The organism is Olsenella sp. An285 (genome assembly GCF_002159625.1).
In the GTDB taxonomy this organism is placed as follows: domain Bacteria; phylum Actinomycetota; class Coriobacteriia; order Coriobacteriales; family Atopobiaceae; genus Thermophilibacter; species Thermophilibacter avicola.
Map to the genome: position 1 here is coordinate 1 of NZ_NFIZ01000015.1, position 23,576 is coordinate 23,576.

Annotated in this window: 23 protein-coding genes and 2 tRNA genes; 8 read left to right on the forward strand and 17 right to left on the reverse strand. The window is 66.1% G+C overall.

What is annotated here, in order from left to right; genetic code table 11:
• Positions 1 to 220: 220 nt before the first annotated feature.
• Both B5F79_RS09250 and B5F79_RS09255 read right to left on the reverse strand, forming a co-directional pair.
• On the reverse strand, positions 221 to 574 hold the full coding sequence (locus B5F79_RS09250) for a hypothetical protein (protein ID WP_087220659.1): 354 nt from the start codon (positions 572 to 574) through the stop codon (positions 221 to 223).
• 125 nt (positions 575 to 699) lie between these two features.
• On the reverse strand, positions 700 to 1,158 hold the full coding sequence (locus tag B5F79_RS09255; protein WP_087220662.1) for a hypothetical protein: 459 nt from the start codon (positions 1,156 to 1,158) through the stop codon (positions 700 to 702).
• An 80-nt stretch (positions 1,159 to 1,238) separates the two neighbouring features.
• Between B5F79_RS09255 and B5F79_RS09260 the strand changes: the two genes are divergently transcribed.
• The gene (locus B5F79_RS09260; protein ID WP_087220790.1) at positions 1,239 to 1,451 is read left to right on the forward strand and encodes a helix-turn-helix domain-containing protein; all 213 of its coding nucleotides are present in this window, start codon (positions 1,239 to 1,241) and stop codon (positions 1,449 to 1,451) included.
• A 235-nt stretch (positions 1,452 to 1,686) separates the two neighbouring features.
• Here the strand turns inward: B5F79_RS09260 and B5F79_RS09265 are convergent.
• The 3 genes from B5F79_RS09265 to B5F79_RS09275 form a co-directional block, all read right to left on the reverse strand.
• A tRNA-Lys gene (locus B5F79_RS09265) sits at positions 1,687 to 1,762 on the reverse strand.
• Positions 1,763 to 1,782: 20 nt separating this feature from the next.
• A complete protein-coding gene (locus B5F79_RS09270) occupies positions 1,783 to 3,063 on the reverse strand; it encodes an aminopeptidase (protein ID WP_446723464.1) in 1,281 nt (426 codons plus the stop codon).
• A gap of 84 nt (positions 3,064 to 3,147) precedes the next feature.
• Positions 3,148 to 3,222 (reverse strand) — tRNA-Gly (locus B5F79_RS09275).
• A 112-nt stretch (positions 3,223 to 3,334) separates the two neighbouring features.
• Between B5F79_RS09275 and B5F79_RS09280 the strand changes: the two genes are divergently transcribed.
• Positions 3,335 to 3,868: a biotin transporter BioY gene (locus B5F79_RS09280; RefSeq protein WP_087220668.1), complete on the forward strand. Its 534-nt coding sequence runs from the start codon at positions 3,335 to 3,337 to the stop codon at positions 3,866 to 3,868.
• A gap of 441 nt (positions 3,869 to 4,309) precedes the next feature.
• On the opposite strand, the gene B5F79_RS09285 is transcribed toward B5F79_RS09280, so the two are convergent.
• Positions 4,310 to 7,027: a M28 family peptidase gene (locus B5F79_RS09285; RefSeq protein WP_087220671.1), complete on the reverse strand. Its 2,718-nt coding sequence runs from the start codon at positions 7,025 to 7,027 to the stop codon at positions 4,310 to 4,312.
• A gap of 169 nt (positions 7,028 to 7,196) precedes the next feature.
• Here B5F79_RS09285 and B5F79_RS09290 point away from each other — a divergent pair, with 169 nt between their 5' ends.
• Both B5F79_RS09290 and B5F79_RS09295 read left to right on the forward strand, forming a co-directional pair.
• On the forward strand, positions 7,197 to 8,156 hold the full coding sequence (locus B5F79_RS09290; protein WP_158094875.1) for a helix-turn-helix transcriptional regulator: 960 nt from the start codon (positions 7,197 to 7,199) through the stop codon (positions 8,154 to 8,156).
• The gene (locus B5F79_RS09295) at positions 8,146 to 9,081 is read left to right on the forward strand and encodes a WYL domain-containing protein (protein ID WP_087220677.1); all 936 of its coding nucleotides are present in this window, start codon (positions 8,146 to 8,148) and stop codon (positions 9,079 to 9,081) included. Before B5F79_RS09290 ends, B5F79_RS09295 begins: the two co-directional genes overlap by 11 nt.
• 11 nt (positions 9,082 to 9,092) lie before the next feature.
• Here the strand turns inward: B5F79_RS09295 and B5F79_RS09300 are convergent, their stop codons facing one another.
• Positions 9,093 to 12,032: a helicase C-terminal domain-containing protein gene (locus B5F79_RS09300; protein WP_087220680.1), complete on the reverse strand. Its 2,940-nt coding sequence runs from the start codon at positions 12,030 to 12,032 to the stop codon at positions 9,093 to 9,095.
• A 3-nt stretch (positions 12,033 to 12,035) separates the two neighbouring features.
• Positions 12,036 to 13,004, reverse strand: a complete 969-nt coding sequence (locus B5F79_RS09305; protein WP_087220683.1) for a D-alanine--D-alanine ligase family protein — start codon at positions 13,002 to 13,004, stop codon at positions 12,036 to 12,038.
• Positions 13,005 to 13,106: 102 nt separating this feature from the next.
• On the opposite strand from B5F79_RS09305, the gene rlmN reads away from it, so the two are divergent.
• Positions 13,107 to 14,156, forward strand: a complete 1,050-nt coding sequence (gene rlmN, locus B5F79_RS09310) for a 23S rRNA (adenine(2503)-C(2))-methyltransferase RlmN (RefSeq protein WP_087220687.1) — start codon at positions 13,107 to 13,109, stop codon at positions 14,154 to 14,156.
• A gap of 177 nt (positions 14,157 to 14,333) precedes the next feature.
• On the opposite strand, the gene B5F79_RS09315 is transcribed toward rlmN, so the two are convergent.
• The 9 genes from B5F79_RS09315 to rpmH form a co-directional block, all read right to left on the reverse strand.
• Complete coding sequence (locus B5F79_RS09315; RefSeq protein WP_087220690.1) at positions 14,334 to 14,576, reverse strand: hypothetical protein; 243 nt, start codon at positions 14,574 to 14,576, stop codon at positions 14,334 to 14,336.
• Positions 14,577 to 15,443 carry a ParB/RepB/Spo0J family partition protein gene (locus B5F79_RS09320; protein ID WP_241147300.1) on the reverse strand — a complete coding sequence of 289 codons (867 nt, stop codon included), beginning with the start codon at positions 15,441 to 15,443 and terminating at the stop codon, positions 14,577 to 14,579.
• The gene (locus tag B5F79_RS09325) at positions 15,436 to 16,236 is read right to left on the reverse strand and encodes a ParA family protein (RefSeq protein ID WP_087220692.1); all 801 of its coding nucleotides are present in this window, start codon (positions 16,234 to 16,236) and stop codon (positions 15,436 to 15,438) included. Before B5F79_RS09325 ends, B5F79_RS09320 begins: the two co-directional genes overlap by 8 nt.
• Positions 16,237 to 16,353: 117 nt before the next feature.
• On the reverse strand, positions 16,354 to 17,091 hold the full coding sequence (rsmG, locus tag B5F79_RS09330; RefSeq protein ID WP_241147301.1) for a 16S rRNA (guanine(527)-N(7))-methyltransferase RsmG: 738 nt from the start codon (positions 17,089 to 17,091) through the stop codon (positions 16,354 to 16,356).
• A gap of 100 nt (positions 17,092 to 17,191) precedes the next feature.
• Positions 17,192 to 17,761, reverse strand: coding sequence for a Jag family protein (locus B5F79_RS09335; RefSeq protein WP_087220695.1), 570 nt, complete (start codon positions 17,759 to 17,761; stop codon positions 17,192 to 17,194).
• 65 nt (positions 17,762 to 17,826) lie between these two features.
• Positions 17,827 to 18,585, reverse strand: a complete 759-nt coding sequence (locus tag B5F79_RS09340; protein WP_087220698.1) for a YidC/Oxa1 family membrane protein insertase — start codon at positions 18,583 to 18,585, stop codon at positions 17,827 to 17,829.
• 19 nt (positions 18,586 to 18,604) lie between these two features.
• Positions 18,605 to 18,829 carry a membrane protein insertion efficiency factor YidD gene (yidD, locus tag B5F79_RS09345; RefSeq protein WP_087220701.1) on the reverse strand — a complete coding sequence of 75 codons (225 nt, stop codon included), beginning with the start codon at positions 18,827 to 18,829 and terminating at the stop codon, positions 18,605 to 18,607.
• Positions 18,830 to 19,147 carry a ribonuclease P protein component gene (gene rnpA / locus B5F79_RS09350; RefSeq protein WP_087220705.1) on the reverse strand — a complete coding sequence of 106 codons (318 nt, stop codon included), beginning with the start codon at positions 19,145 to 19,147 and terminating at the stop codon, positions 18,830 to 18,832.
• A 9-nt stretch (positions 19,148 to 19,156) separates the two neighbouring features.
• On the reverse strand, positions 19,157 to 19,291 hold the full coding sequence (gene rpmH / locus B5F79_RS09355) for a 50S ribosomal protein L34 (RefSeq protein WP_072373740.1): 135 nt from the start codon (positions 19,289 to 19,291) through the stop codon (positions 19,157 to 19,159).
• A gap of 326 nt (positions 19,292 to 19,617) precedes the next feature.
• Here rpmH and B5F79_RS09360 point away from each other — a divergent pair, with 326 nt between their 5' ends.
• The 3 genes from B5F79_RS09360 to dnaN all read left to right on the forward strand — a co-directional run bounded on the left by B5F79_RS09360 (position 19,618) and on the right by dnaN (position 23,575).
• Entirely contained in the window at positions 19,618 to 20,610 is a 993-nt protein-coding gene (locus B5F79_RS09360) for an ATP-binding protein (protein WP_087220709.1), read from the forward strand.
• A gap of 65 nt (positions 20,611 to 20,675) precedes the next feature.
• Positions 20,676 to 22,238: a DnaA ATPase domain-containing protein gene (locus tag B5F79_RS09365; RefSeq protein WP_087220712.1), complete on the forward strand. Its 1,563-nt coding sequence runs from the start codon at positions 20,676 to 20,678 to the stop codon at positions 22,236 to 22,238.
• A 236-nt stretch (positions 22,239 to 22,474) separates the two neighbouring features.
• Entirely contained in the window at positions 22,475 to 23,575 is a 1,101-nt protein-coding gene (dnaN, locus tag B5F79_RS09370; protein WP_087220715.1) for a DNA polymerase III subunit beta, read from the forward strand.
• The last annotated feature ends 1 nt before the right edge of the window (position 23,576 follow it).

A 23,576-nucleotide genomic window follows, 5' to 3' on the forward strand; every position in this document is an offset into this window, starting at 1 on the left:
CCCCCCCCCGCTCGCTATTTCGGAGGCGTCGGCCGGAGACCGACGGGGGCATCCAAACATATGAGGACGTCATATTTCTAAAGTTAGATTTAGTTTACTTTTTACAAAACTACGACATTGTTGTCACAGAATATACAACGCAGCGCTCCATCACGCCCGACGCAAGCGAAACTCGGGGGCGTGGGATGACCCCGGAAGGTTACGGCCCCGGGGTCCTTTTTTAGCGCAGCTTGCAGTCGTCGACGTAGATCAAGCTGTCGGAGATAACGTCGTCAAGCTTTCCCTCTATCGTGACCCTGCCATGCAGGTCATCGAGCGTGTCCTCGTCTATGTCCCTGAACATACAGCTCGCCGTGCTGTCTCCGTCAACGAGCCATACTATTGTCATGTCCGTGTCGTCAGACTGGTATGGGTCTCCGTCCACTCGACCGGTTATGACCAGATTGACGCTCGCGTCAGTCGGGAACTCCTTGCACTCCTTGACGACGGTCTCGACGCTGCCCTCCACCGTTTTGGCGCACCCCGCGAGCGCGAGCACGGCCACCAGAGCCGCTGCCGCGATTCCCTTCTTCACTTCTCCTCCTTACGTCGAATCCCTAAAGAGTCTGAGCCTTCTCTCCGACGGACAAATCGCCTCTGACGCAAGCGAAACTCGGGGGCGTGGGATGACCCCGGAAGGTTACGGCCCCGGGATCTTTTTTAGTCGAACTTTATCTCGCAGTCTCTGATTATTGAGTACATCTTTCCGTAGTCCTTGCCGCTGCTCGTGCCGACTATCGTTACCCTTCTCGTTGGACTTGCTGACGTGCTGCTGGCAATGAGGTCGTTAAGCTCGTCATCCGTCTCATGGAAAACGGCCTTGATGTATCCATATTCGTCTTTGACTGTGTCCTGATACAGGTCCAGAGTCGAATGGTCAACGTCGCTTCCGGCGAGAGAGTTTGCCGGTTCGTCGCCGATTATGTAGCCAGTGACCTCAACGGTGAACTCGTCGTCGACTGATGCCTCCTCTAACGTGCCGACTACCGTGTCAACGCTTCCAGATATGACGTTCTCTTCTGGCTGCGTCTGGGCGCACCCCGCGAGCGCGAGCACGGCCACCAGAGCCGCCGTCGAGAAACATATCGCCCCAGCAAGTGAAAGAATCGACCTCTTCATCTGCTGTCACCTCGATTTCCAATTGTTGTACATAGTCCGTTGGCTGAGATGCAACAATAGCCGAACTTGTCACCATGGACATGAGGCTACAGACTTCCTTCGGCGACAGGTGCCGTCAGCTCAGGCGAATGACCGGCCTGAGTCAGGAGAAGTTTGCCTACCACATCGGCATGGACCGCTCATACTACGCCTCCATAGAGACCGGTACGAGGAACGTGACACTCTCCAGCATGGCCAAGATTGCCAAGGGGCTGGGCATCACCATGTCAGAGCTACTTGTCGGTGTGGGGTAAGAGGATAGGCGGCAACAATACAACCCTATGGGTTGTTCTCAGCTCACCTATGACATCAGTCCGATCTGCATAGCCTATGCGTAGCGAGTCTAGCTTCACTCAGCTTATCCGCGAGAGAGTTCTTATCTGGTTTGGTACCGGTTTAGGAACAACCTAAGGTACCGACATGCTTTAATTTAAAGTAATAAGTAAAAGCAGGTCTGAGGAATAACGCCTCTGACCTGCTATTTTTCTTTGGTGCGCCGTCAGGGTCTCGAACCCTGGACCTTGGGATTAAAAGTCCCCTGCTCTACCAACTGAGCTAACGGCGCGTGAGGTAGATTCTAGCACGCTACTCCCAGGCCCATTGGCCGTTCACGAAGACGGGCGTCTCGGTGCCGTCCGCGGAGACGCCGTAGACGTTGAGATCGTCGGAGCCGATCATGAAGTCCACGTGGGTGCTGCTCTGGTTGACGCCGCGCTCGAGGAGCTCCTCCTTGCTCAGGCTCACGCCGCCCTCCAGGCACTCGGGAAAGCCCATGCCCAGCGCGAGGTGGCAGCTCGCGTTCTCGTCGTAGAGCGTGTCAAAGAAGAGGGTGTCGCTCTGGCGGATGGGCGTGTTCTTGGAGACGAGCGCCACCTCTCCCAGCCGGCGGGCTCCCTCGTCCGTCTCGAGGATGTGACGCAGGACCTCATACCCCTGCTCGGCACCAAAGTCCACCACACGGCCGCCCTCGAATCGCAGCCAGAAGTCGCGGACGACCTGCCCCGAGCGCACGAGCGGCAGCGCGGAGTGCACCGTGCCCTCCGCGCGCATGCGATCGGGGGAGGTGAAGACCTCCTCGGTGGGGATGTTGGGGAAGAACGTCACGCCGTCGCGCGTGCGACCGGCACCGCCGTCCCACACGTGGGCCTCCGGCAGACCCACGGTAAGGTCCGTCCCGTTGGAGGACTCGTAGCGCAGCGCGTCAAAGCGGTGCGTGTTGAGGAAGCGTTTGGTCTTCACGAAGGAGGCGTTGTGTGTCTCCCAGGAGCTGGCTGGGTCCTCGCCGTCAGCGCGCGCCACCTCAAGGATGAGCACCCAGAGGCGGTAGAGAGCCTCCGCGGATGAGGCGTCGGGGAACACCTCGCGCGCCCACGCCTCCACGGGCACACCGGCGATGCACCAGGCGTTGTACCCGAAGTCCATGCCGTCGCGGTAGGCGCGGCACTGGGTGTTGCGGGCCTTGGCGGCAGCGGCGGGCTTGGCGGGGTCTATGCCCCTGAGGTGGCCGGGATCCGAGCCCTCGAGGAACAGGAACGCCGCGCCGGCCTCGGCGAGGGAGTTGAGCTGCTCGACCTGCCACGAGGGCGTCACCTCGAAGTAGCCGAGGTCGCAGTTCTCGTACGTGAGGCGGGTCAGGGCGTCGTCATGCCAGATGACCGTCACGTGTCCGGCGCCGCAGCGATAGGCGCAGCGCGTGACGCGACGGACAAAGTCAACGGCCTCCACGGGGGCCTGGATCACGAGCTCCTGCCCCTCCTGAAGGGAGACGCCCCTTCTCACCAGAAGGCTGGCATAGAGGTCTATCTGGTCGGAGAGGGCCTCAGTGGCGAGACGACACTCCTCGTCGGTCATGGGGAGGGAAGCCACGGCTCCTCCTTTCGAAAGCTCTCGCGCCGCTCGCTCGCGGCGTCTTGTCATGGAAAGGGCCCCTTTCGGGGCCCTGGCACGTCCTGGAGCGGGCAACGGGACTCGAACCCGCGAATGTCAGCTTGGGAAGCTGATGCCTTACCACTTGGCGATGCCCGCGTGCGAGAGCATTCTATCACACAGACGGCCCGCGGCGGCGGCTTACGCAAAGCGCCTATAATCGCGGGGTCGCATCACGGGGCCGCAGGGTCCCTCGGGTGAGGGGAGACCCATGGATCACAGGAAGGTCGCACGCTGCGGGGTCGCCGTCGCGCTGCTCGCTGTCTCGGCGTGCGTCGCCCTCCCGCTGGGCCCCGTGCCCTTCACCCTCCAGACGCTCGTGGTAGCCATGCTCCCGGTTGCCCTGGGCGGCAGGGACGCGCTGGTCGCCATGGCGTGCTACCTCGCGTTCGGAGCGCTCGGTCTGCCGGTCTTCTCGGGGATGAGCGGAGGCGCGGCGCACGTGCTCGGTCCCACCGGAGGCTACCTCTGGGGCTTTCTCGTGGGAACAGCGATGGCCGGTGCCGTCGGGCGCGTGGGGCTCCTGCCCCAAGTCGCGCGTGACTACCTCGGCGCCGCGCTCTCCCTTCTCTCCGTCTACGCGATAGGCACCGCCCAGCTCTGCCTTGTCATGGGGGTCTCCCCGGCGGCGGCGCTCCTCATGGCCGTCGTCCCGTTCGTGGGACCCGACGTGGCGAAGCTCCTGGTTGGCGTGGGTGTCGGCCGCAGGGTGCGCGCGGCCCTCGGCGTTCGGGCGGCGGCGTAGCGCCCTTCTAACCAGGTGGAACGTGTTGTCTTCGTGATTCCACGGGAGGCCTCCCGGAAGGCTCCCTCTCCGTCCCAAACTCCCATCCGGCAGAAACCCTCCGCGCGCGCGATGCCCCGGAAGCTCTACGTCAGCTCCGGGGCAGCTGGGCGCCAGTGGGGCGCAAGCGCCGGCGAGTATCGTGGTCCTCCCGCGGAAGAGAGGAGGGCTCATGGAAAGCGAGCTGGCGAGAAGAACCTGGGGGCTGGAGAGGCGTCCCTCGCGGAGGGAGAGGAGTGCCCCTGCGGCCGGCCTCACAGGAGGGAGTCGACCGAGTGGGGGACGACCGCTTGCATGCGGCCACGCGGGAAGAGCCCAGGTGCTGGGACTCTGCTGGGAAAAGAAATGACCCCGCGCGCCGGAGGTGGCACGCGGGGTCGGAATCGCTTGGTCTGCCGGGCACTACGAGCGGCGGATGGCCTCGGTGACCATCTCTGCCACCAGGGCCGTCTGGTCACCGCTCACGTTCTCCGGGTCGTCCATCGGCGTGTGGGAGAGGGCGGGGAGGCCGTTCTCGTCCACACCCATGATCGTGAGCGCCCTGAGGGAGGACCTCATAGCCACCCAGGCGTCCGTGGAGGTCCAGCTGAAGTCCCTCTGGCCCAGCTCCACGTGCACGTCCTTGGCAACGTTGGTGAGGATCCTGCCGAGTCGACGGTCCGCGCGGCGCTTGACGGTGCGACCCTCGTGAGAGAGAAGGGTGAGGTCGCCCGCGCCAACGCAGTCGAGGTTGATGACAAAGCTGCCGCGAATCTCGCTCCTGTGCTCGGCCAGGAACGAGCGCATGCCCGCATGATCGAGCGAGGTGCCACCCAGCGCGACGAACCAGATGTCGTGCGCAATCAGGGCCTCGTCGCCGAGCGCGAGCGCGGCGCCGCGGAGCTCGTCGTCGCTCGGGGCCCCCTCGTCCTCGCCCACGAGGCGAAGTCCGCTGCGGGTGGCGGCGCCGCCGCGCCAGGTCCCGTCCTCGCCATCGGCGTCATCGGAGCCGAGCCAGTTGCTCTCGGCGTCGCCCTTGCCGGAGAACATCCCCTTCAGCTTGCCCAGGAACCCGGAGCCCGCGGACTTGCGGTGCTCGGAGGCGAGGGTCTCAATGGGCTGGGGGCTGCTGATCACGGGCGCGTCCTCGGTCTCCTCGGGCGCGTCGGAGCGCAGGACCGTCTCAGGAGCGGGCGAGGTCCTTCTCGCAGACGACGACGTGGCGGAGGAGTCACCGAGCGGGTCGGTCTCGGCGCCCTCCGGATCCGGGAGGTCAAAGAGGGTCGCCCTGCGGGCAACGTTGGAGACGCTCGGACGGAAGGAGGCCTTGCCCCACTCGGGGTCGTCAGGAGCGGACGGTCGCGGACGCTTGGGGGCGGGCTGGTCAATGTCGAGGGTGCTCTCGTCGATTGCGGTCAGACCGGAGGTGTCCTTCGGACCCACCCCGTGCTCCTCATCGTCCATGACGATGGAGAAGCGGCCGGTGGACATGATGTCCTCACGAGAGACCTCGCCAGAGGAGAGGGGCCTCATCGGAGCGGTGCCCTCGACGCCCTCCTCATCGGAGATCTCGTCCGTCTGATCGGTCTCGAGCAGCTCCGGCTCGTCAAGGTCGTCGTCGATGGCCTCGGGCTCGTCGAGGTCGGCGTCAAACGTCTCGGGCTCGTCGAGGTCGGCGTCAAACGTCTCGGGCTCGGGCTCGTTCAGGTCGTCGTCGATGGCCTCGGACTCCGGAGCGGGAGCGGCGAGAATCTCGTCGATCTCGGCCTCGAACTCGGATGTCTCATCCGGCGTGCCCTCGGGCTCAGTGACGCGCTCCGCGGGAGCGGGGGCATCGCCCATCGTCCAGCTCTCGAACTCCTCGCTGGTCTCAGGGTCGCGCTCGGAGCTCTGCGCGGCCGCGCGAGCCGCCTCGGCCGCAGCGCCGCCACGAGAGATCTCCTGAGGCTCCTCGCCGCCGGCGCTGGGGCCGCCGTGCGAGCGAACGAGGGACTGGATGCGCTCCACCGCACTGTGGGCAAACCCCTTCAGAGACCCAAGCACGCCGGCAAGCGGACCCTCCTCGGCGGTGACAGTGGTGTCGTACTCCTCCTCGGGAGCGACGACGGGCTCGTCGTCGGTCGGCGAGGCAACGTCCACGAGCGGAAGGCTCGTGGGGCGGAACGAGGGCGCCGGGGCCGGGGCCGGCTCGGGCACGTAGTACTCGATCTCGCAGGTCTCGGGAAGAATCTGGAGCTCCCTCAGGACCTCCTCGCCGTGGCGCACGCCAACCACCTCAACGGGAGCGGGACGCGCCGCGACGTGCTCGAGGGGCGCGGAGGAGGGCTCGTCAATCTCGTCAGAAGGCTCCCCGAAGGTCTCCTCGACCTCCTCGAGGTCACGGGACTGCTCGGGCTCGCGCGGCGTCGGGACGAGTCCGCTGGGGCGGACGTTTTCCATCACGCCCAGGAGAGCCGCCACGCCGGACTTGTTGTCGTTCGCTCCGAGCGTGCAGGAGGACATGCGCTCGTGGATGGCGCCTGCCGCCATCACGAGACCCGGAACGCACGCGAGGATTCCGAGAATCCACACGATCACGCGCGCGGGCGCCGGGATGAAGCCCAGGAGCTGCACGAGGGCGCAGACGGCCGCGGCGTAGGAGCAGGGTGCGGCCGCCTTGACCAGAAGGGGGAGATACGGGGCGAGGGGCGAGGTGTAGAGGAAGTTCTCGCGCGGGGTGTCGTAGTGGGCGATCACCACGATGCGGCGGCTGCCCTTGGTGACGAGCGGTCCGGCGGCGCGGTGAACGGCGACCACGTTCTGGCTGCGGGCCTGGGGCCCGAGGGTGAGGGAGGGCTCCCGCCCGAAGAGCCTCATGATCGCAAGTATCGCCGGAATCGCGGCGAGGAGGAGTCCCACGAGGGTCAGCACCAGGATTCCAAAGCCGGAGACGAGAACGCCCACGAACGCGACAATCGCGAGGATGGCGGCTCCCAGGCCGGAGAGGGAGGGAGCGTCGAACTCCTCGATGCTCGGCTCGAGGTTGTGCTGGGACATGAGGGCGGCTATGGTCTCGGCAGCCTGCAGCTCCTCCTGGCTGTTGGCGGGGGCGATGTCGACCCTCTGGTTGAGGTAGTCGAGATAATCGTGTGTCATGGCCATGGTGGCGTCCTTTTGAAGAGTCTCGCGGGCCTTCGTTTGATGTGCATACAATTTAGAGAGTATACGTCTTGTCCCCTGTACTCGGCTAAAAATGACGCAGATGCCCCACCTGCCGGGGCGAGCGGGACGAAACGTGCGGAACGTCGGAGGCGGGAGAGGAGACGCGCAGGTGAGAATCACGAAGGACGACGACAGGGCCCGCAGGATCTGCTCGCTCGCGCTCGCGTTCATGAACGCCCACGCGCCCGTCCCCTCGTCCGAGATTGCCCGTCGCTTCTACCCGGAGCTCTCCGCGGACAGCTTCAGGAGGGCCTTCGCACGAGATCGCGTTCTTCTCGCCGCGTGCGGCGTGCGCGTGTGCGAGGGCCCGCGCGGAACGGAGTCCAGCTGGGTAGCGGACGCGGGACGCTCCTTCGCAGGCGAGGTCGAGCTCGGCCCCGCCGACGCGGCTATCCTCGAAATCGCATGTCAACCCCTACTTGAGGACCCTGAGTTCCCCTTTGCGGGAGACCTGAGGTTCGCACTCGCCAAGCTCACGCGCACCTTTGCCTACTCCACCCCGCTTCCCTCGGGGGAACCCCGGGAGGAGGCACGCGTCGAGACCTCGATCAAGGACGCCCTGGTGCGTGGCCGCGGCCTCGCCGTCACGTACACGGACGCCGCCGGGAGGACCTCGGAGCGCAGACTCGCGCCCTACGGCATCTTCGGCCTCAGGGGCGCCACGTACCTCGTTGCGGCGCGGCTGGACGGATCCCGCGACGACGAGACTCCGAGGACCTATCGCACGGATCGCATCTCCTCGTGCGAGGTGCTCGAGGACGTCGCCGTGACCGCGCCCGAGGACTTCTTGGTCGCAGACTGGAAACGCCTGCCGTTCCAGCTGGGACCAATCATCGGGAGGGCGTCGTTCAGGGTCCCGCGCGAGCGCGAGGGAGACCTGAGGAGGGCCTCCGGGGGAAGGGGAACCCTTCAGGAGAGGGGCGGAGGGCTCGTGTGGGACGTTGACTTCAGCGACGCCCTCGCAGCCGCCAGCTGGGCCGTCTCGCAGGGAATGGAGCCACTCTCCCCGGAGCCCGTCGTTAGTGCCGCCAAGAAACTTCTGAAGGGAGCTGCTCACGATGCCTCGTAGCCGCTCAGCCGCCGGTCGTCGCGGCGCCCTCGACGAGTCTCGCGGGCTCGTCACGCTCGTCTCCAGCCTGAGCGAGGCGGGAGACGCCCTCAACGTGGACGCCGTCTCCACGCGACTCGGCGTCTCGCGCGAGCGCGCGAGGAAGCTCCTATCCCTCGTCATGAGCGCGGACACGGGAGAGGCGGCGGGCCTTCCCCTCATCGAAGACGACGAGGACGAAATCTCCCTCCTCAGGGACACCGGGACGCGGGGGCGAGCCCTCAGGCTCACGCGCGCGGAGGCGCTCGCGCTCGTTGCCGCGCTCGACAGGATAGGGGTCGAGCGCGACGACCCGGCGAGGAAATCCATCGAGCGAGCCCTCTTCGACGCCCCCGTTGGGGAGGACACCGTAAGAAGGCTCGTTGCGGCACGCGACGAGACGTCGGGGGACGCCCTTCTCGCCTGCGCGGAGGCCATCTACGGGCGGCACGCCGTGTCCTTTGGCTATCGCGGCGCCGCCGACTCAAAGACGGCGAGAAGAACCGTCCTGCCGCGGGACCTGCGCAGCGAGGAGGACTCGTGGTACCTCGACGGCTGGGACCTCGCCCGCGGAGCCGAGAGGACCTTCAGGCTCGACAGGATGTCCGACGTCAAGGTTGAGGATGCGCCCGCTCCCGCCGGCGTTGACGGGCGGGGTGGGGCGGAAACCGCCCGCGAGGTGCGCGTCACCTTCCGCGACGAACGCTTCCTCTCCCTGCTCCCCTGGCACGGGCTCGTGGTCGAGGGCAGGGACGAGGACGGGTCCGTAAGGACGCGGACGGCCTACTACGGGGGCGAGTGGCTCGTGAGGATGCTCGCCGCCTGCGGCGGCACTGCCGTCACAGATGACGCGGAGCTCGCCAGCCGCGTCCGGGACTACGCCAGAACGCGGCTTGCGGAGGGCTAGGAGCCGCGAGACTACTCGTGCCCCGCGCGCCACATCCCTATGAACCTGCCGACGTTTGCCGCCTCGAGCCTGGTGACGCTGCCCGAGGGGAGCGACCCTATGAAGAGCCTGCCATAGCCCTTCGTCGTGAGCCGCGAGTCGGCGAGGACGAGCACCCCCGTGTCCGTGGACGAGCGTATGAGGCGGCCCGCCGCCTGCTTGACGGAGATGACCGCCTCGGGAAGCGAGTACTTCCACCAGGCGCGGTCCTCGCGCAGGTCGCGCTCTCGGACGAGCGGGTCGTTGGGGCTCGCAAAGGGCAGCTTGGGGATGACCACGCACCTGAGCGTGTCGCCCGTGGCGTCGAAGCCCTCCCAGAAGGAGCGAAGGGCCATGAGCGAGAGCTCGCGGTCCTCCAGGAACCGCTGGCGGAGCCTTCGCGGGGAGCTCCCGCGCTCCTGGCACGCCACGTCCAGCCCCACGGCCGCAAGACGGGGGCGCAGGGACTCGTAGGCGCGCTCCATGTCCCTCCTGTTGGTGAAGAGGGTGAGGACCGAGCCTCCCATGGCAACGTGCACGTCGTAGAGCAGGTCCTCGAGGGAGGGCAGGTAGGCGCGGTCGTTGGGCGCGGGAAGGTCGCGCGCCACGATCACGGACATGTGGGAGTCGAAGTCAAAGCTCGACTCGAGCCGCACGTCGCGGTGGCTCCCCGGTCCCAGCGTGTCAAGGCCGACGGCATGGTCGAAGTGCGAGAAGTCATCTCCCACGGCTATGGTCGCGGAGGTGAAGACGACGCTCTCCATCTCGGGGAGCCACCGCTGCGCGAGGTCCGCGCCCACGTCGATCTTCTCGGCGACGAGCTTCTCCGAGGCGATCCTCCTGCGGGAGCGGGACAGCTGGGCGGAGTAGACGTACGAGGGGTCAGCTCCCTCGCAGATCAGGCGTATCCCGGCGAAGAGATCCCTCAGGAAGCGCGCGGACTCCCCGAGGTCGCTCGCCAGCTGGGGCGCCTCCTGGGAGAGCGCCTCGCCCGCGTCGGCCAGCTGGCGGACCGCCTGGTCGAGGGCGTCCGCGGCGGCCTGCCCGGCGTCGGAAACCGCCTGCCACTCGGACGTCCCCCTCACGTCCTCCCCTATCCAGAGCGTGACGGCGTCGTACCCGCCGTCCCCGCGCGCGACGGAGCCGAGCTCGTGCACGGCGACAAAGAGGTCGGCCACGCAGACCGAGGCACGGGACACACAGGAGGCCGCCTTTGCCAGGAGCCCCGTGAGGAGCGTAGAGCCGTCGAGCGGCATGACCTGCACCATGAGGTTGTGCAGGACGCCGGTGGACGCACCGCCGAGGAGCTCGAAGGCGGCGCGCGCCTCCTCGCCGGACACCTCCACCGCCCACTGGCGGCGGGCCTCCGCCTCGAAGCCGTGGGCCTCGTCCACCACCCAGTGGCGTATGGGCGGCAAGATCTTGCCCTCGGACACGACGTTGCGCAGGAGCAGGGAGTGGTTGGTCACCACCACGTCCGAGCACGCGGCGCGGCGGCGGGCGCCGTGCAGGGGGCACTCGTTGGGGAAGTACGGACACCTGGTGCGCAGGCACTCCCCCGGGGTCGTAGTGAGCATTTGCCGGGGAACGTAGCGCCAGCGTATGCCAAGGGCGTCGACGTCCCCGTCCGGCGACTGGCAGCAGTACGCGTAGGTCACCGCGATGGCCGTGAGCATGTCGCAGGCCACGGCGTTGTCGGACCGACCGTCGTGAGGCACGGCGGCGAGCGGCAGCTCCTCAGAGGCCGCGCGGTCAAGGCGGTGCAGGCAGGGGTAGTGGTCGTACCCCTTGAGGCTCATGAACGTGAGGCCACCCGGAAGCGCGGCGGCGAGGGCGGGGAGCTCGTGGGAGACGAGCTGGTCCGTGAGCGCGTTGGTCTTGGTGGCGACGCCCACGGTGACGCCGTTTCTTCTCGCAAAGAGCGCCATGGGAAGGAGGTAGGCGATGGACTTGCCCACGCCGGTCCCGGCCTCTATCGCGCGATGGGTGGACGTGGCGAGGGCCTCGGTCACCTCACGCGCCATGGCGATCTGCTCGGGCCGGCGCTCCGCGCGCTCGTACATGCGGGGCACCACACCATCGGGCGCAAACCCCGCCTCGACCTCCTCGATCGAGGGGGCGACGGTTCCGTCGAGCTCGCCGGCGTCCGCGCGCTGCTCGCCGCGCGCCTCCCTCGCGAGCGCGGCCCTCACGGCCTTGAGCGAGAAGGGCGCGGTGCCGGCGTCCCCCATGGTGCCCAGGTACGAGAAGATCGGCCGCAGGGGCCAGGTGACCTCCTCGTGCATGGCCGCGAGCAGGGAGAGCAGGCCGGACGGCAGGTCGGAGAGGGCCGTGAGGAGAATCCTCCAGAGGCCGCACAGGGCGTCCACGTCGTCCCCGGCGCGGTGCGTGACGGACGCGCACCCGAAGGCCTCCGCCATGTCCGCGAGGCGGTGCGTGGAGAGCCTGGGCAACGCCACCCGGGAGAGCGAGAGCGTGTCTATCCACGTGTTCGAGACCTCGGCCCCGCCGGGGACGGCCTCGACGAAGGTCCTGTCGAAGGTCGCGTTGTGCGCGAGCACCGGCGCCCCTCCGACGAAGTCCGCCAGCGCCGCCACGGCGTCCCGGGCGGACGGAGCGTCGGTCACGTCGGCGTTGGTGATTCCCGTGAGTCTCTGGATCTCGGGCGGGATGGGCCCGCTGGGGTGGACGAAGGTCTCGAAGCGATCGACCACCTCCCGGCCCACGAGCCGTGCCGCGGAGATCTCTATGAGGCTGCAGTCCTTGAAGGAGAGGCCAGTGGTCTCGGTGTCGAGGACCACGACCCCGTCCTCCAGGGGGCCGAAGTCACGCGCGAGGGCTCGCTCGGCAAGGGTCAGGTACCGCTCGCGGACCTCGTCCGGCGTGCCGGGGAGAATGAGGTCGGCGAGGGTGGTGGAGTCGCTCCTTCCCATGTGCTAGCCGCGTCCCCCCCTAGGCTCGAGGGCGAGCTCGACGAACGTCGCGCAGAGCTCGGGAAACTCGATGCCGCCGTGGCGCGCAGAATCCGGCAGGAGGCTCTGGGCGGTCATGCCGGGGATGGTGTTGGTCTCCAGGATGACGGGCTCTCCGCTAGAGGTGACGATGAAGTCGCTGCGCGAGCACCCGCGGCAGCCGAGGGCGCGGTGGGCGCGCAGAGCGAGCTCCTGGGCCTTTGCGTAGACGCCGGGCTCCAGGCGCGCGGGGATGACGTGATGCATGGCAGAGGGCTCGTACTTGACCTTGAGGTCGTAGAACTCCGCGCCGGTCACGATCTCCACCACGGGGAGGGCACGCGGCTCGTCGTTGCCCACCACGGGCACGGTGATCTCCATGCCCTCGACGCACTCCTCCACGAGCACGCGGCCGCCGCCCTCGCCGGCGCGGGCGATGGCGTCGTTGAGTGCCGAGGCCTCGGTCACGCGCGAGACGCCGTACGAGGACCCGTTGGCGGCCGGCTTGACAAAGATGGGCAGTCCCAGCTCGGCAACGAGCGCGTCCACCTGCTCGTCGCTCAGGACGGTGCCTGCGGCGAGGTCCACGCCCCGCGGCGCGCGGATGCCCGCCGCCGCGTAGACGGCCTTGGAGACCTCCTTCTCCGTTCCCACCGCAGAGGCGGAGACGCCGGAGAAGCAGTAGGGGATGTGGAGAATCTCGAGGAAGCCCTGGATGCAGCCGTCCTCGCCGTACCTGCCGTGAAGCGCCGGGAAGACCACGTCGTAGCCCCCGTCGAGCAGGTGCGCGAGAAAGTCACGCGCGGCGAGGTCGAGCAGGTCGACCTTGGCAAATCCCGCCTCGATGAGCGCCGCCTGGCACTCCCTGCCAGATGAGAGCGAGACGTCGCGCTCGTCCGACCACCCGCCGCACACAACGGCAACTCGCTTGCTCAGCAACTCTTGTCTGTCCATCAAAGCTCCTCCGGCGGGCGTGGCCCGTACGCTAGACTCTTCCTTGGGGTTTCCCGCTCTTGAGGATACTCCACCAGACCGCCCACGAATCCGGGAGACGCAATGGCATCTGACAGCACAGAGAAGCGCGACCTCCACACGCTCACGCGTGGCGAGCTCATGGACCTCCTCTCCGAGCTCGGGCAGCCCAAGTTCAGGGCCAAGCAGGTCGAGGAGTGGGTCTGGGAGAAGAACGCTCAGTCCTTCGACGAGATGACCAACCTCCCCAAGGCGCTGCGCGAGGAACTCGCGTCTCGCGTGACGCTTGGCGGCGTCGAGGAGGTGGCACGCCAGGTCTCCCTCGACGGCAGCCGCAAGTACCTCCTGCGCTACCCCGACGGCGTGGCCGTCGAGTGCGTGGGTATGCCCAGCGGCAACCGCCTCTCCGTCTGCGCGTCCACGCAGGCGGGCTGCGCCATGGGGTGCGCCTTCTGCGCGACGGGCGCGGCCGGCCTCACGCGCTCGCTCACGGAGTCCGAGATATACGAGCAGGTCATGCACGTGCGCGACGACTTCAACACTCGCGTCACGAGCGTGGTCCTCATGGGACAGGGCGAGCCCTTCATGAACTACGACGCCACGCTCGGTGCCCTGAGGAGGCTCAACTCGGAGGAGGGCGCCGGCATCGGCGCGCGCCACCTCACGGTCTCCACCTGCGGCGTCATCCCGCAGATCATGAGGTTCGCCAACGAGCCCGAGCAGTTCACCCTCGCCGTGTCCCTCCACTCCGCCGTGCAGCGGACGAGAAACGCCCTCATGCCGGGCGTGCGCAAGTACTCCCTCATCAACCTCTACAACGCCATGGGTGAGTACGTCAACAAGACGGGACGGCGTCCCACGTACGAGTACGCCCTCATCGGCGGCGTCAACGACACGGACAACGAGCTCCAGGCCCTCTGCGACTTCTGCGAGGGGACGCTCGCGCACGTGAACCTCATCCAGCTCAACGAGGTCGAGGGGTCGAAGTTCCGCCCCTCGACGGACCTCCGGGCGCAGGACTTCGTCCGCAGGCTCGCGTCCGTTGGCGTGGAGGCCACGGTAAGAAACTCCCGCGGGAGCGACATAGACGCAGCCTGCGGACAGCTCAAGCAGCGTGCGCTGCGCGGACGCTAGCGATACGCAAAACCCACGACCCGTACGTGTTCGACCCCGGCAAGCAGCCCCTGCTCGCCGGGGTCGTTCCTACGTAACACTCACAGTCTGTCTTTTCCGAGCTTGCCGTCTGCTGAAAAATGAAACTTAATCAGACTATGAGTGTTATGTTGCCGTGCGCCGTCCGGGAGCCGCGCCCTACAGGCCCAGTGCCTCCCACTGAGCCTCCGTCGCACGGCGGTTGGGAAGGTCCTCCGGCCGCACGCGGGCGGCGTCGCCGGGCGACAGCGCATCCTCGATCCTGTAGTACGCGTCCCTCACGCTCCTCGCGGCAGAGCAGAGCTGCTCCCTCGCCTCCTCGGAGAGGCCAAAGCGGTACACGGCAACAGCCACCGCGGTCAGCGCGGCGCCGGCAAGGAGATACGACCTGACTCTTTTCATCTACGACCACGTCCCCGGACCGGCAAGAAGGTCGACGATATGCCCGAGCTCCTCCTCAGAGGAGAACTCGATCTCTATCTTGTTCTTGCCCCTCACGTTCTTGACCCTCACGTTCGTATCCAGCGCAAGCCTCATCTGGCGCGCGGCGCGCTTGAAACTCTGCGGCTGCGGGGCGCGCGTGCGAGAATCTGCGTCCTGACTGACAGAAAACAACGGTGCGAGACGTTCTGTCTGTCTCACCGACAGCTGCTCCTCCACGACCTTCCTGGCAAGGGCCACCCTTCCGTCCTCGCTCGGCACCGCAAGGATCGCACGTGCGTGGCCCGCGGTGATCCTCCCGTCCTCCACGAGCCCCTGCACCTCGCCCGGCAGGTCGAGGAGCCTGAGCGTGTTCGTGATGGTGGAGCGTGACTTGGAGAGAATTCGCGCGAGCTCCTCCTGCGTCAGGTCCTTCTCGTCGATGAGCTGACGATACCCGCGCGCCTCCTCGAGCGGAGTGAGGTCGGATCGCTGCAGGTTCTCAATGAGGGCCAGCTTGAGGACGTCATCGTCCGAGATCTCGCGAATGACCACGGGAACCTCGGTGAGGCCGGCGGCCTTCGCCGCCTGGTATCGGCGCTCCCCGGCGACGATCTCGTAGCCGTCACCCTGCTTGCGCACGAGAATCGGCTGGAGAACGCCGTGCTGCCTGATGGAGTCAGTGAGCTCGGCGAGCTCGTCCTCCCGGAAGGTCTTCCTCGGCTGCCCGCTGTTGGGACGGATGTCCTTGATGGGAAGGACCGAGTCCGGCCTCATCCCCGCTGTCTCGGCGTCGGCCTCCCCCACGAGCAGGCCGAGACCCTTGCCGAGTCCCGTCTTCCTAGCCACGGGCGACGACCTCCTTCGCGAGCTTCGCGTATGCGAGCGCGCCCTTGCTCACCCTCGCATACTGGTTTATCGGCAGGCCGTGACTCGGGGACTCGGAGATCTTCACGTTCCTGGGAATCACGGTCTTGAAGACCTTGTTCCCAAAGTAGTTCCTGACCTCGTCCACGACCTCCTTGGAGAGCGTCGTCCTGCTGTCGAACATGGTCATCACGACGCCAAAGATCTCGAGCTCGGGGTTCATGCGCCTCTTCACCATCTGCATGGACTCAAGGAGCTTGGCGACGCCCTCTAGCGCGTAGTACTCGCACTGGATGGGAATCATGAGTGAGCTGGCAGCGACGAGCGCGTTGATCGTGAGGAGTCCCAGCGACGGCGGGCAGTCGATGAAGACGTAGTCGAACTCGTCCTTCACCTTGGTGACCACCTCCTTGAGGATGGTCTCGCGCGCCATCTCGGAGACGAGCTCGATCTCCGCCGTCGCAAGCTGAATCGTGGCGGGGATTATGTAGACGCCCTTCTGGCACGTGGGGAGAATGGCCTCCTCGATTGGGAAGTCGTGCAGGATCACGTCATAGATGTCGTGCTCCAGTCCCTCCTTCTCGACGCCAAAGCCGCTCGACGTGTTGCCCTGCGGGTCAAAGTCGATCACGAGAACCTTCTTCTTGCTCTCGCCGAGGTATGCCGCGAGGTTCACGACCGTCGTCGACTTCCCCACGCCGCCCTTCTGGTTGATGACGGCGATCACCTTGCTGTCACGCTGTGGAAGACCCCTCTTTGCCTCTTTGTAGTCCATCTAAGCCTCCGTCTGCTGCGTGCGAGGTCGTCTGTTCCCTAGCAATCTTACGGGATGGGCGGGACAGGTTTCACGTGAAACGTCTCCTGCAAAACGGCCGAGAAGAACCACGGGCCGTCAGGCCCCCAGAGGCTCCTTCTTTGCCAGTCCGGTCCTTCTCGGCAGCTTGACCCTGGGCTTCGCCACCTTCTCGTAGATGAGAATCTCCCTATGCCCGAGGTCGTTGGGAAGCTCGAAGGTTTCACGTGAAACATGGGTCATCCCACAGATCTTAGCTGCCCTCAGAGATGCATCGAGCTCCTCCGCGCTCGGACGGCCCTTCTCCAGCACGAGCCTCCCGTGCATGCGCAGGAGCGGGGCGGCGTACTCGATGAGGACGTTCGACTGGGCTACGGCGCGGGCGAAGACGTAGTCCTGCCTCCCCAGGTACTCGGGAGCAATCTCCTCCGCGCGGACGTGGAGCGCACGTGCGCGGTCCAGTCCGAGCTCCCCTATGAACTCGTTGACGGCGGTCGCCTTCTTGCCAACGGAGTCGACCAGGAGCGCCGTCGCACACGTCATGACGGCCAGCGGGATGCCCGGATACCCGGCTCCCGTTCCCAGGTCGACGAAACATGAGGACTCGGAGAGCTCAACCTCTGGGCAGGCCAGCGGGAGCAGCGAGTCGACCACGTGAAGCAGGAGGGCCTCCTGGGGAGAGGTGATGCGCGTGAGGTTGACCACCTTGTTCTTCTCGATGACGAGGGAGAGGTGACGAAGGAGAAGCGATGCCCTGCGCTCGTCGCACTCGATGCCGTACGCACCCAGATGGTCGATGAGCTCCGCCGACATGGCCTCCAGGTTCTGAGCTTCCATCTGTCCCTCCTGACAAAAAACCACGCATCAAAAGAAATTGTCACAGAAAAGGGGAGGACGCTCAACACGCCCTCCCCATGAGTTCGTCTGCTGTCGCCGACTAGACGGCGGTGATGACGACGTGACGGTCGGGCTCCTCGCCCTCGGAGTGGGTCACCACACCGTCGTCGTTGAGGAGCGCGAGGTGAACGAGCCTGCGCTCGTAGGCGTTCATCGGCGCGAGGGTGACCTTGCCGTGACGCTTCTTGGCGCGCTCCGCGGAGGAGCGGGCGATGTCCTCGAGCTTGCGCTTGCGGCGGCTCTTGTACCCCTCAATGTCCACGACGATGGGGTAGTAGAACTTGATGCGGCTGCTCATGAGGGAGGTGAGGACCATCTGCAGGGCGTCGAGCGTACGGCCGTGACGACCGATGAGAACGGCGAGGTCGCCGCCGTTGACGTCGAGGATGAGCTCCCCGTTGTCACCGTCGTACTCGTCAATGGAGCTCGACGTCTCGCCAAAGAGCTCGAGGATCCCCTTGAGATAGCCGACGGCAAGGTCGGCGATCTTGTCCATCTCGTCATCGGCGAGCTGCTCGCCGGCCTCAAAGCGCTCTCGGATGGAAGAGAACTCATCCTGCTCGGTGTCCCCCGAGGTCGTCTCGGGGCTTACCAGGACGTCATCCTCCATGCCTACCTCCCTAAACAACAGACATCTAACTGATTACAAGAACGAACATAAGGTGAAGGGGGTTACTAGCCCTTCTTGTGCGGACGCGGCTTCTTCTCCTTGCGCACCACGTCGACCTCGACGGGCCTGTTGGCCGCCTCGGCCTCGGCCTCCACCTTGGCCTTCTCCATGACGCGCTGGGTGATGACCTTCTGCTGGATGACCTGCCAGAGAGACGAGGTCACGTAGTAGAGCAGGACGGCGGCGGGCACGCTCCAGCCGAACCACAGCATCATGAGGGCCATGACACCGCCCATGATCATCGTCTGGCTCCTCTGGGCCTCGTTCTGCGTGGAGACGTTCATGACCATGGGGACGAACGTGAGCACGCCGAAGAGGATGTCAAAGAGGATGTAGGGCAGCGCCGCCTGGAAGCCGCTCGCCTCGAGGACGGTGGCGGCGGACTGGGCGATGGACGGAAGGATGCCGAAGAAGCTCGCATCCACCGGCACCTGGCGCGCCACCGTGAAGAGGCCAAAGAAGACCGGCATCTGAAGGAAGATCGGCAGGCAGCCGCCGAGCGGGTTGAACTTCATCTCGGCGTAGACCTTGCGAAGCTCCTCCGCCTGGCGCTCGGGGTCGTCCGCGTAACGGTCCTGAATCTCCTGGAGCTTGGGCTGCATCACCTGCATGCGCGCCGTCGACTTGGTCGAGTGCGCCATGAGGGGCGTGAGCAGGAGCCTGATGATGACCGTCAGGATGATGACGGCAAGGCCCCAGTCGCCGACGAACCCCTCGATGCCCGCGAGCACCTGCGCCAGAAAGTTAATAAACCAGTCCCACATGGTTCCTCCGCTCCGTCCCTCAGGGGACGGGATCGTATCCACCTGCGTGCAAGGGGTGACACCTCAGAATCCTGCGAACCGCCAAGAGGGTCCCGCGCGCGGCGCCGTACCGGCCTATCGCCCTGAGCGCATATTCCGAGCAGGTCGGTATGTATATGCATCGGGCGCCGAAGAGCGGGGAGATCCTCCTCTGATAGAAGCGAATGGCCGCCATCGCCGCCCGTGAGGCGACGCCGCCGGCCATCTAGATTCCCGCCCTGCCGAGAAGCTTCCTCAGCGACGAGGCCACGAGCTCGGGAGAGCTGTCGTGCGTCTGCGTCGTCGAGAAGAGAATTACGTCACAGCCGTCAACAGGAAGAGAGCACAGGCGCGCCGCCTCGCGGAGGACGCGCTTGCACCTGTTCCTGAAGACGGCGTTGCCGAGTCTCTTTGCCGCTACGAAGGCAACCCTGCCCGGGGTACCCTCGTGCGGTGCCACGCGGATGCGCAGGAGGGCGTCGTTGTAGCGCCTCCCGCGCGAGAAGACCCTCTCAAAATCACGCTTGGATTTGATGGTCTCCATGAGCCCTTGCTAGACGGTGAGACGCTTGCGACCCTTGGCACGACGACGGGCCAGGACGGCGCGGCCGCCCTTGGTGGCCATGCGGGCACGGAAGCCGTGCGTGGTGGCGCGCTTGCGCTTGTTGGGCTGATACGTACGCTTCATAGCTATTCCTCCCGGTTGGGTATGAACGTCCTTTAGAGCAATAAGCTCAGAGATTGTAAGCATCTTGCCGCTGACCTGTCAATTTTTCCTCATAAGAATCACCCCAAAAACCTGTGCTTCTTCGTTCGCGGCGCTGAAATCATTTGAATCCAACTTTCCATATACGTGAAAGATGCGTTCCGAATGCTATGATTTTCTGGCACCGTTCAATGCGATGCACCTGTTTTCGACATGTTTTTGTCGTCTGTTGAAAACTTTCTTTCACAACGAATTCTCACTGAAAAGTTTTCTTCATCTGTTCAGCGAGTGTAGAAAAGGGGGTCGCGGTGCCGAGGGACTTCTATCCCTTCGTGGAGGAGGGGGGCGACGAGGCCCCCGGGCAGCTCGAAGTCTCCCACCCGGCCCGCGTGGCCGTCTACGACGACGCGGCGGCGGCGCCGAGGGTCGTGGTCGTGGAGCCCAAGGGCGTGCGCGAGTACCTCGAGGAGATAACGGCCACCGTGAGCTCCCTCTCGCGCGAGCAGGGCGGGTCCATCCCCTTCATGGTCATCCGCGAGATAGTGGAGAACTTCGTCCACGCCTACTTCCAGGCGCCCACCATCAGCATCCTCGACGGCGGCAACACGATCCGCTTCTCCGACCAGGGACCCGGCATACGCGAGAAGGACCTCGCGCTCGAGTACGGCACCTCCTCGGCGACGGAGGAGATGAAGCGCTACATCCGCGGCGTGGGGAGCGGACTTCCCTACGTGCAGCAATATATGGAGGGCAAGGGCGGGAGCCTCTCCGTCGAGGACAACATCTCGGGCGGCACCGTGGTTACCATCTCCACGCGCCCGGCTGACGAGGCGCCCGTGCGCTCCGAGGCGGCCGCGCCGGCGGCCCAGCCCCAGCAGCGGGCCCCGTGGCCGCAGCCCCAGCAGGCGCCGTACGGCTGGGGGCAGCCCGCGGCGGTGGCGCAGCCCTGGCAGCAGGCGGCCGCGCAGCCGTGGCCGCAGGCGCCCCAGCAGCAGGCGCCCCAGCAGCAGGTGCCCTACCAGGCGCAGCCGGGCGCGTGGGGAGCGCCCGCCCAGGCAGCCCAGCCGCCCGCGGCGCCAGCCTTCCCGCAGGTCAGCCTCAGCGAGCGCGGCCGCCTGGCACTCCTGCTCTCGCTCGAGCGGGGGAGCGTGGGTCCCACCGACCTCGTCCAGGCCTACGGATCGTCGGCCGCCACGTGGTCGCGCGAGCTCTCCTCCCTCGCCGCACTGGGCGCCGTCCTCAAGGCGGGCCAGAAGTATCGTCCCACCGAGTACGGGAGGGCGCTCGGCGGGCTTCTCTGATGCCGGGTTATCAACAATCGCTATACTAGGTCCCGCTGTTTTCAACAAACGAGAATGTGGGACCCATGGAACTCTCCCTCGAATCAGACGCCGAGGCCCTGTGGCAGGACACGCTCGACCTTCTCGCCGCCCAGGCGAAGGTGCCCGAGTCCGTGCTCGCCATGCTCCGCAACTGCACCCCCACGAGCATGGAGGGCGGGGTCATGCGGCTCGAGACCCCCATGCGCCTCGTGCTCAAGACCGTCTCCAAGAACGCCGCCGTGGTCGAGGAGTGCCTCACGCAGGCCGCCTTCGAGCCCATGAGGCTCGAGGTGAGCTTTGCTCCGGGGGCGGCCGCGGCCCCGAGGGCCCAGTCCCCGAGCTCGAGCATGTCGCGCGAGGAGGTGGCCGCCTGGACGGCCGAGACCTCGCAGGTCGCGGCGCCGGTAGCGCCAGCGCCGCGGAGCATCGTCGAGGACACCTGGGACGAGCGACGCGCTGACGCGCGCGACGAGGAGCTCCGCCGCCGGCGCGAGAGGAACCCCCTCGTGGAGGACATATCCCCGGCGACCTCCAAGCTCACCTTCGAGCGCTTCGTCCGCGGAGACGAGAACGACATCGCCTACCAGGCCGCCCTCCAGGTGGCCAACGGCATGAACAGCACGTACAACCCCCTCTTCATCTACGGGAAGAGCGGCCTGGGCAAGACGCACCTGCTGCGCGCCGTCCAGAACTACATCGCCCGCAACGACCCGTCGCGCCTCTGCGTCTACCGTGACGCCTCGACCTTCATCACCGAGTACACCGAGGCCATGCGCCACTCGGAGCGCTCCGCCGCCTCCGTCCTGCGACAGAACTACGCGGACATCGACGTCCTCATCATCGACGACATCCAGAAGATGGCGGGCAAGGCCGGCACCGTCGGCTTCTTCTTCGACACCTTCAACGAGCTCGTGAGCAACGGCAAGCAGATCGTGCTCGCGGCCGACCGCACGCCGGCCCAGCTGGGCATGGGCAAGGACGGCTTCGACGAGCGCGTGACGAGCCGCCTGGGCTCGGGCTTCACCACGCCCATCCAGGTGCCGAGCTACGAGCTCAAGCTCCGCCTCATAGAGACCTTCTGCGAGCGCATGCGCGAGGACGCGGAGCGGGAGAACGTGCCCGCCCTCTCCGGCACCATCCCGCCCGAGGCCGTGAGCTACATGGCCGAGCTCGCCGGGACCAACATCCGCCTCATCGAGGGCTACTGCCAGCGCTGCCTCTTCGCCGCGACGTCCGCCGAGGGGCGCGGCTCGGAGATCTCGCGCGAGGAGATAGCCTCGCTCGCGCGCGAGTGCTGGCCGAGCACCATGAGGACGGTCTCCATAGAGGACGTGCAGAAGGCCGTCGAGAAGTACTACGACATAGACCACGCGAGCCTCGTGGGCAACAAGCGGCACAAGGGACTCATGGAGGCGCGGCACGTGGCCATCTGGCTCTCGCGCGAGCTCTGCGACCGCACGCTCGCCGACATCGGCCAGCACTTCGGCGGGCGCAGCCACGCCACGGTCATGCACAGCATCAGCGTGGTGGACGAGGCCAAGCGCGACGACAAGGTCTTCTACGACCGCCTCACGCAGATCCGCGACTCCATCACGGGGAACTCGTGAGTGTAGAGAACCCTGTCGAGAGCGTGTGGCAACGCGGAGAAAAGCGGCCGATCGTTGTAGAGAGACTTTTCGACAGACCCGGAGGTGTTGACGGATGTTGATTGTGACGCGCTCGCCGGAGCAGAAGACGCACCCGCTCTCACCTCGTTCTTCTCGTGGTTTTTGACTTTTCGACAGACCCTATTACTACTGCTGTTCCTATATATCTATCTAAGTACAAAGAGAAAGGGCCGCACATGAAGTTCACCGTCAGCCAGTCCTCCCTCATGAAGGCCCTCGCCGTGGTGGCCAAGGGGATGGGCACCAACTCCACGCTCCCCATCCTCGCGGGCGTCTACGTCCGCGCGCAGGAGGGCACGCTCGAGTTCCAGACGAACAACCTCACCATCTCCATCCGCCACCTCATCCCCGCGAACGTGGAGGAGCCGGGCGAGACCGTGATCTCCGGCAAGGTCATCACCAACATCGTGAAGACCCTGCCCGACGCCGCCGTCACCTTCGAGGGGTCCGACCGCACCCTCATGGTCTCCTGCGACAAGTCCACCTTCCGTCTCAACACGCTGAACCCCGCCGATTGGCCCGCCTTCCCGGACCTCACTCCCGACCGTACGATCGAGCTCCCGACCGAGCTCCTCTCGCGCATGGTGGACAAGGTCTACAAGGTGACCTCCAAGGAGACCTCCCGCCCCATCCTCCAGGGCATCCTGCTCACCGTCGAGGACAACACCATCCGCCTGGTTGCCACGGACTCCTTCCGCCTTGCCGTGTGTGACTCCTCCACGGAGGCCCCGGCGGGCGAGCGCTTCCGCGCCATCGTGGGCGGCTCGGTCTTCCACGACGTCCTCACCATGCCCTCCTCGTCCGACACCATCCAAATTGGCACCACGGAGAGCCAGGTGGTCTTCACCTTTGGCAACACGACCTTCGTGGCGCGCCGCATCGAGGGCAACTTCCCGGACTACAAGCAGCTCCTGCCGCCCAGCTGCGCCACGGCGGTGACGCTCGACGTCGCGGAGTTCTCCGCGGCGCTCAAGCGCGTCTCCGTGATCGCGCTCCAGAACGCCTCCGTGCGCTTTGACATCGACGCGGCGGCGGGCCTCATGCGCCTCTCCGCGAGCTCTCCCGAGCAGGGCGAGTCCTCCGAGCTCCTCCCCGTTCAGGTGGAGGGCCAGGACCTCTCCATCGCACTCAACTACCACTACGTGTTCGACTGCGTGAACGCGGTCTCCGGTGCCGACGCCATGCGCCTCGAGCTCCAGGGCTCCGTGCAGCCGGGCATCTTCAAGTGCAACGGCAAGGTGAACTACCTCTACCTGCTCATGCCCGTCCGCCTCTAGG

Coding starts and splice junctions, on each gene's coding strand:
- B5F79_RS09255 (WP_087220662.1), bottom strand. CDS start 1,158: ATGAAGAGGTCGATTCTTTCACTTGCTGGGGCGATATGTTTCTCGACG.
- B5F79_RS09260 (WP_087220790.1), top strand. CDS start 1,239: ATGAGGCTACAGACTTCCTTCGGCGACAGGTGCCGTCAGCTCAGGCGA.
- B5F79_RS09280 (WP_087220668.1), top strand. CDS start 3,335: ATGGATCACAGGAAGGTCGCACGCTGCGGGGTCGCCGTCGCGCTGCTC.
- B5F79_RS09285 (WP_087220671.1), bottom strand. CDS start 7,027: ATGGCCATGACACACGATTATCTCGACTACCTCAACCAGAGGGTCGAC.
- B5F79_RS09295 (WP_087220677.1), top strand. CDS start 8,146: ATGCCTCGTAGCCGCTCAGCCGCCGGTCGTCGCGGCGCCCTCGACGAG.
- B5F79_RS09300 (WP_087220680.1), bottom strand. CDS start 12,032: ATGGGAAGGAGCGACTCCACCACCCTCGCCGACCTCATTCTCCCCGGC.
- B5F79_RS09305 (WP_087220683.1), bottom strand. CDS start 13,004: ATGGACAGACAAGAGTTGCTGAGCAAGCGAGTTGCCGTTGTGTGCGGC.
- rlmN (WP_087220687.1), top strand. CDS start 13,107: ATGGCATCTGACAGCACAGAGAAGCGCGACCTCCACACGCTCACGCGT.
- B5F79_RS09315 (WP_087220690.1), bottom strand. CDS start 14,576: ATGAAAAGAGTCAGGTCGTATCTCCTTGCCGGCGCCGCGCTGACCGCG.
- B5F79_RS09325 (WP_087220692.1), bottom strand. CDS start 16,236: ATGGACTACAAAGAGGCAAAGAGGGGTCTTCCACAGCGTGACAGCAAG.
- rsmG (WP_241147301.1), bottom strand. CDS start 17,091: ATGGAAGCTCAGAACCTGGAGGCCATGTCGGCGGAGCTCATCGACCAT.
- B5F79_RS09335 (WP_087220695.1), bottom strand. CDS start 17,761: ATGGAGGATGACGTCCTGGTAAGCCCCGAGACGACCTCGGGGGACACC.
- B5F79_RS09340 (WP_087220698.1), bottom strand. CDS start 18,585: ATGTGGGACTGGTTTATTAACTTTCTGGCGCAGGTGCTCGCGGGCATC.
- yidD (WP_087220701.1), bottom strand. CDS start 18,829: ATGGCCGGCGGCGTCGCCTCACGGGCGGCGATGGCGGCCATTCGCTTC.
- rnpA (WP_087220705.1), bottom strand. CDS start 19,147: ATGGAGACCATCAAATCCAAGCGTGATTTTGAGAGGGTCTTCTCGCGC.
- rpmH (WP_072373740.1), bottom strand. CDS start 19,291: ATGAAGCGTACGTATCAGCCCAACAAGCGCAAGCGCGCCACCACGCAC.
- B5F79_RS09365 (WP_087220712.1), top strand. CDS start 20,676: ATGGAACTCTCCCTCGAATCAGACGCCGAGGCCCTGTGGCAGGACACG.
- dnaN (WP_087220715.1), top strand. CDS start 22,475: ATGAAGTTCACCGTCAGCCAGTCCTCCCTCATGAAGGCCCTCGCCGTG.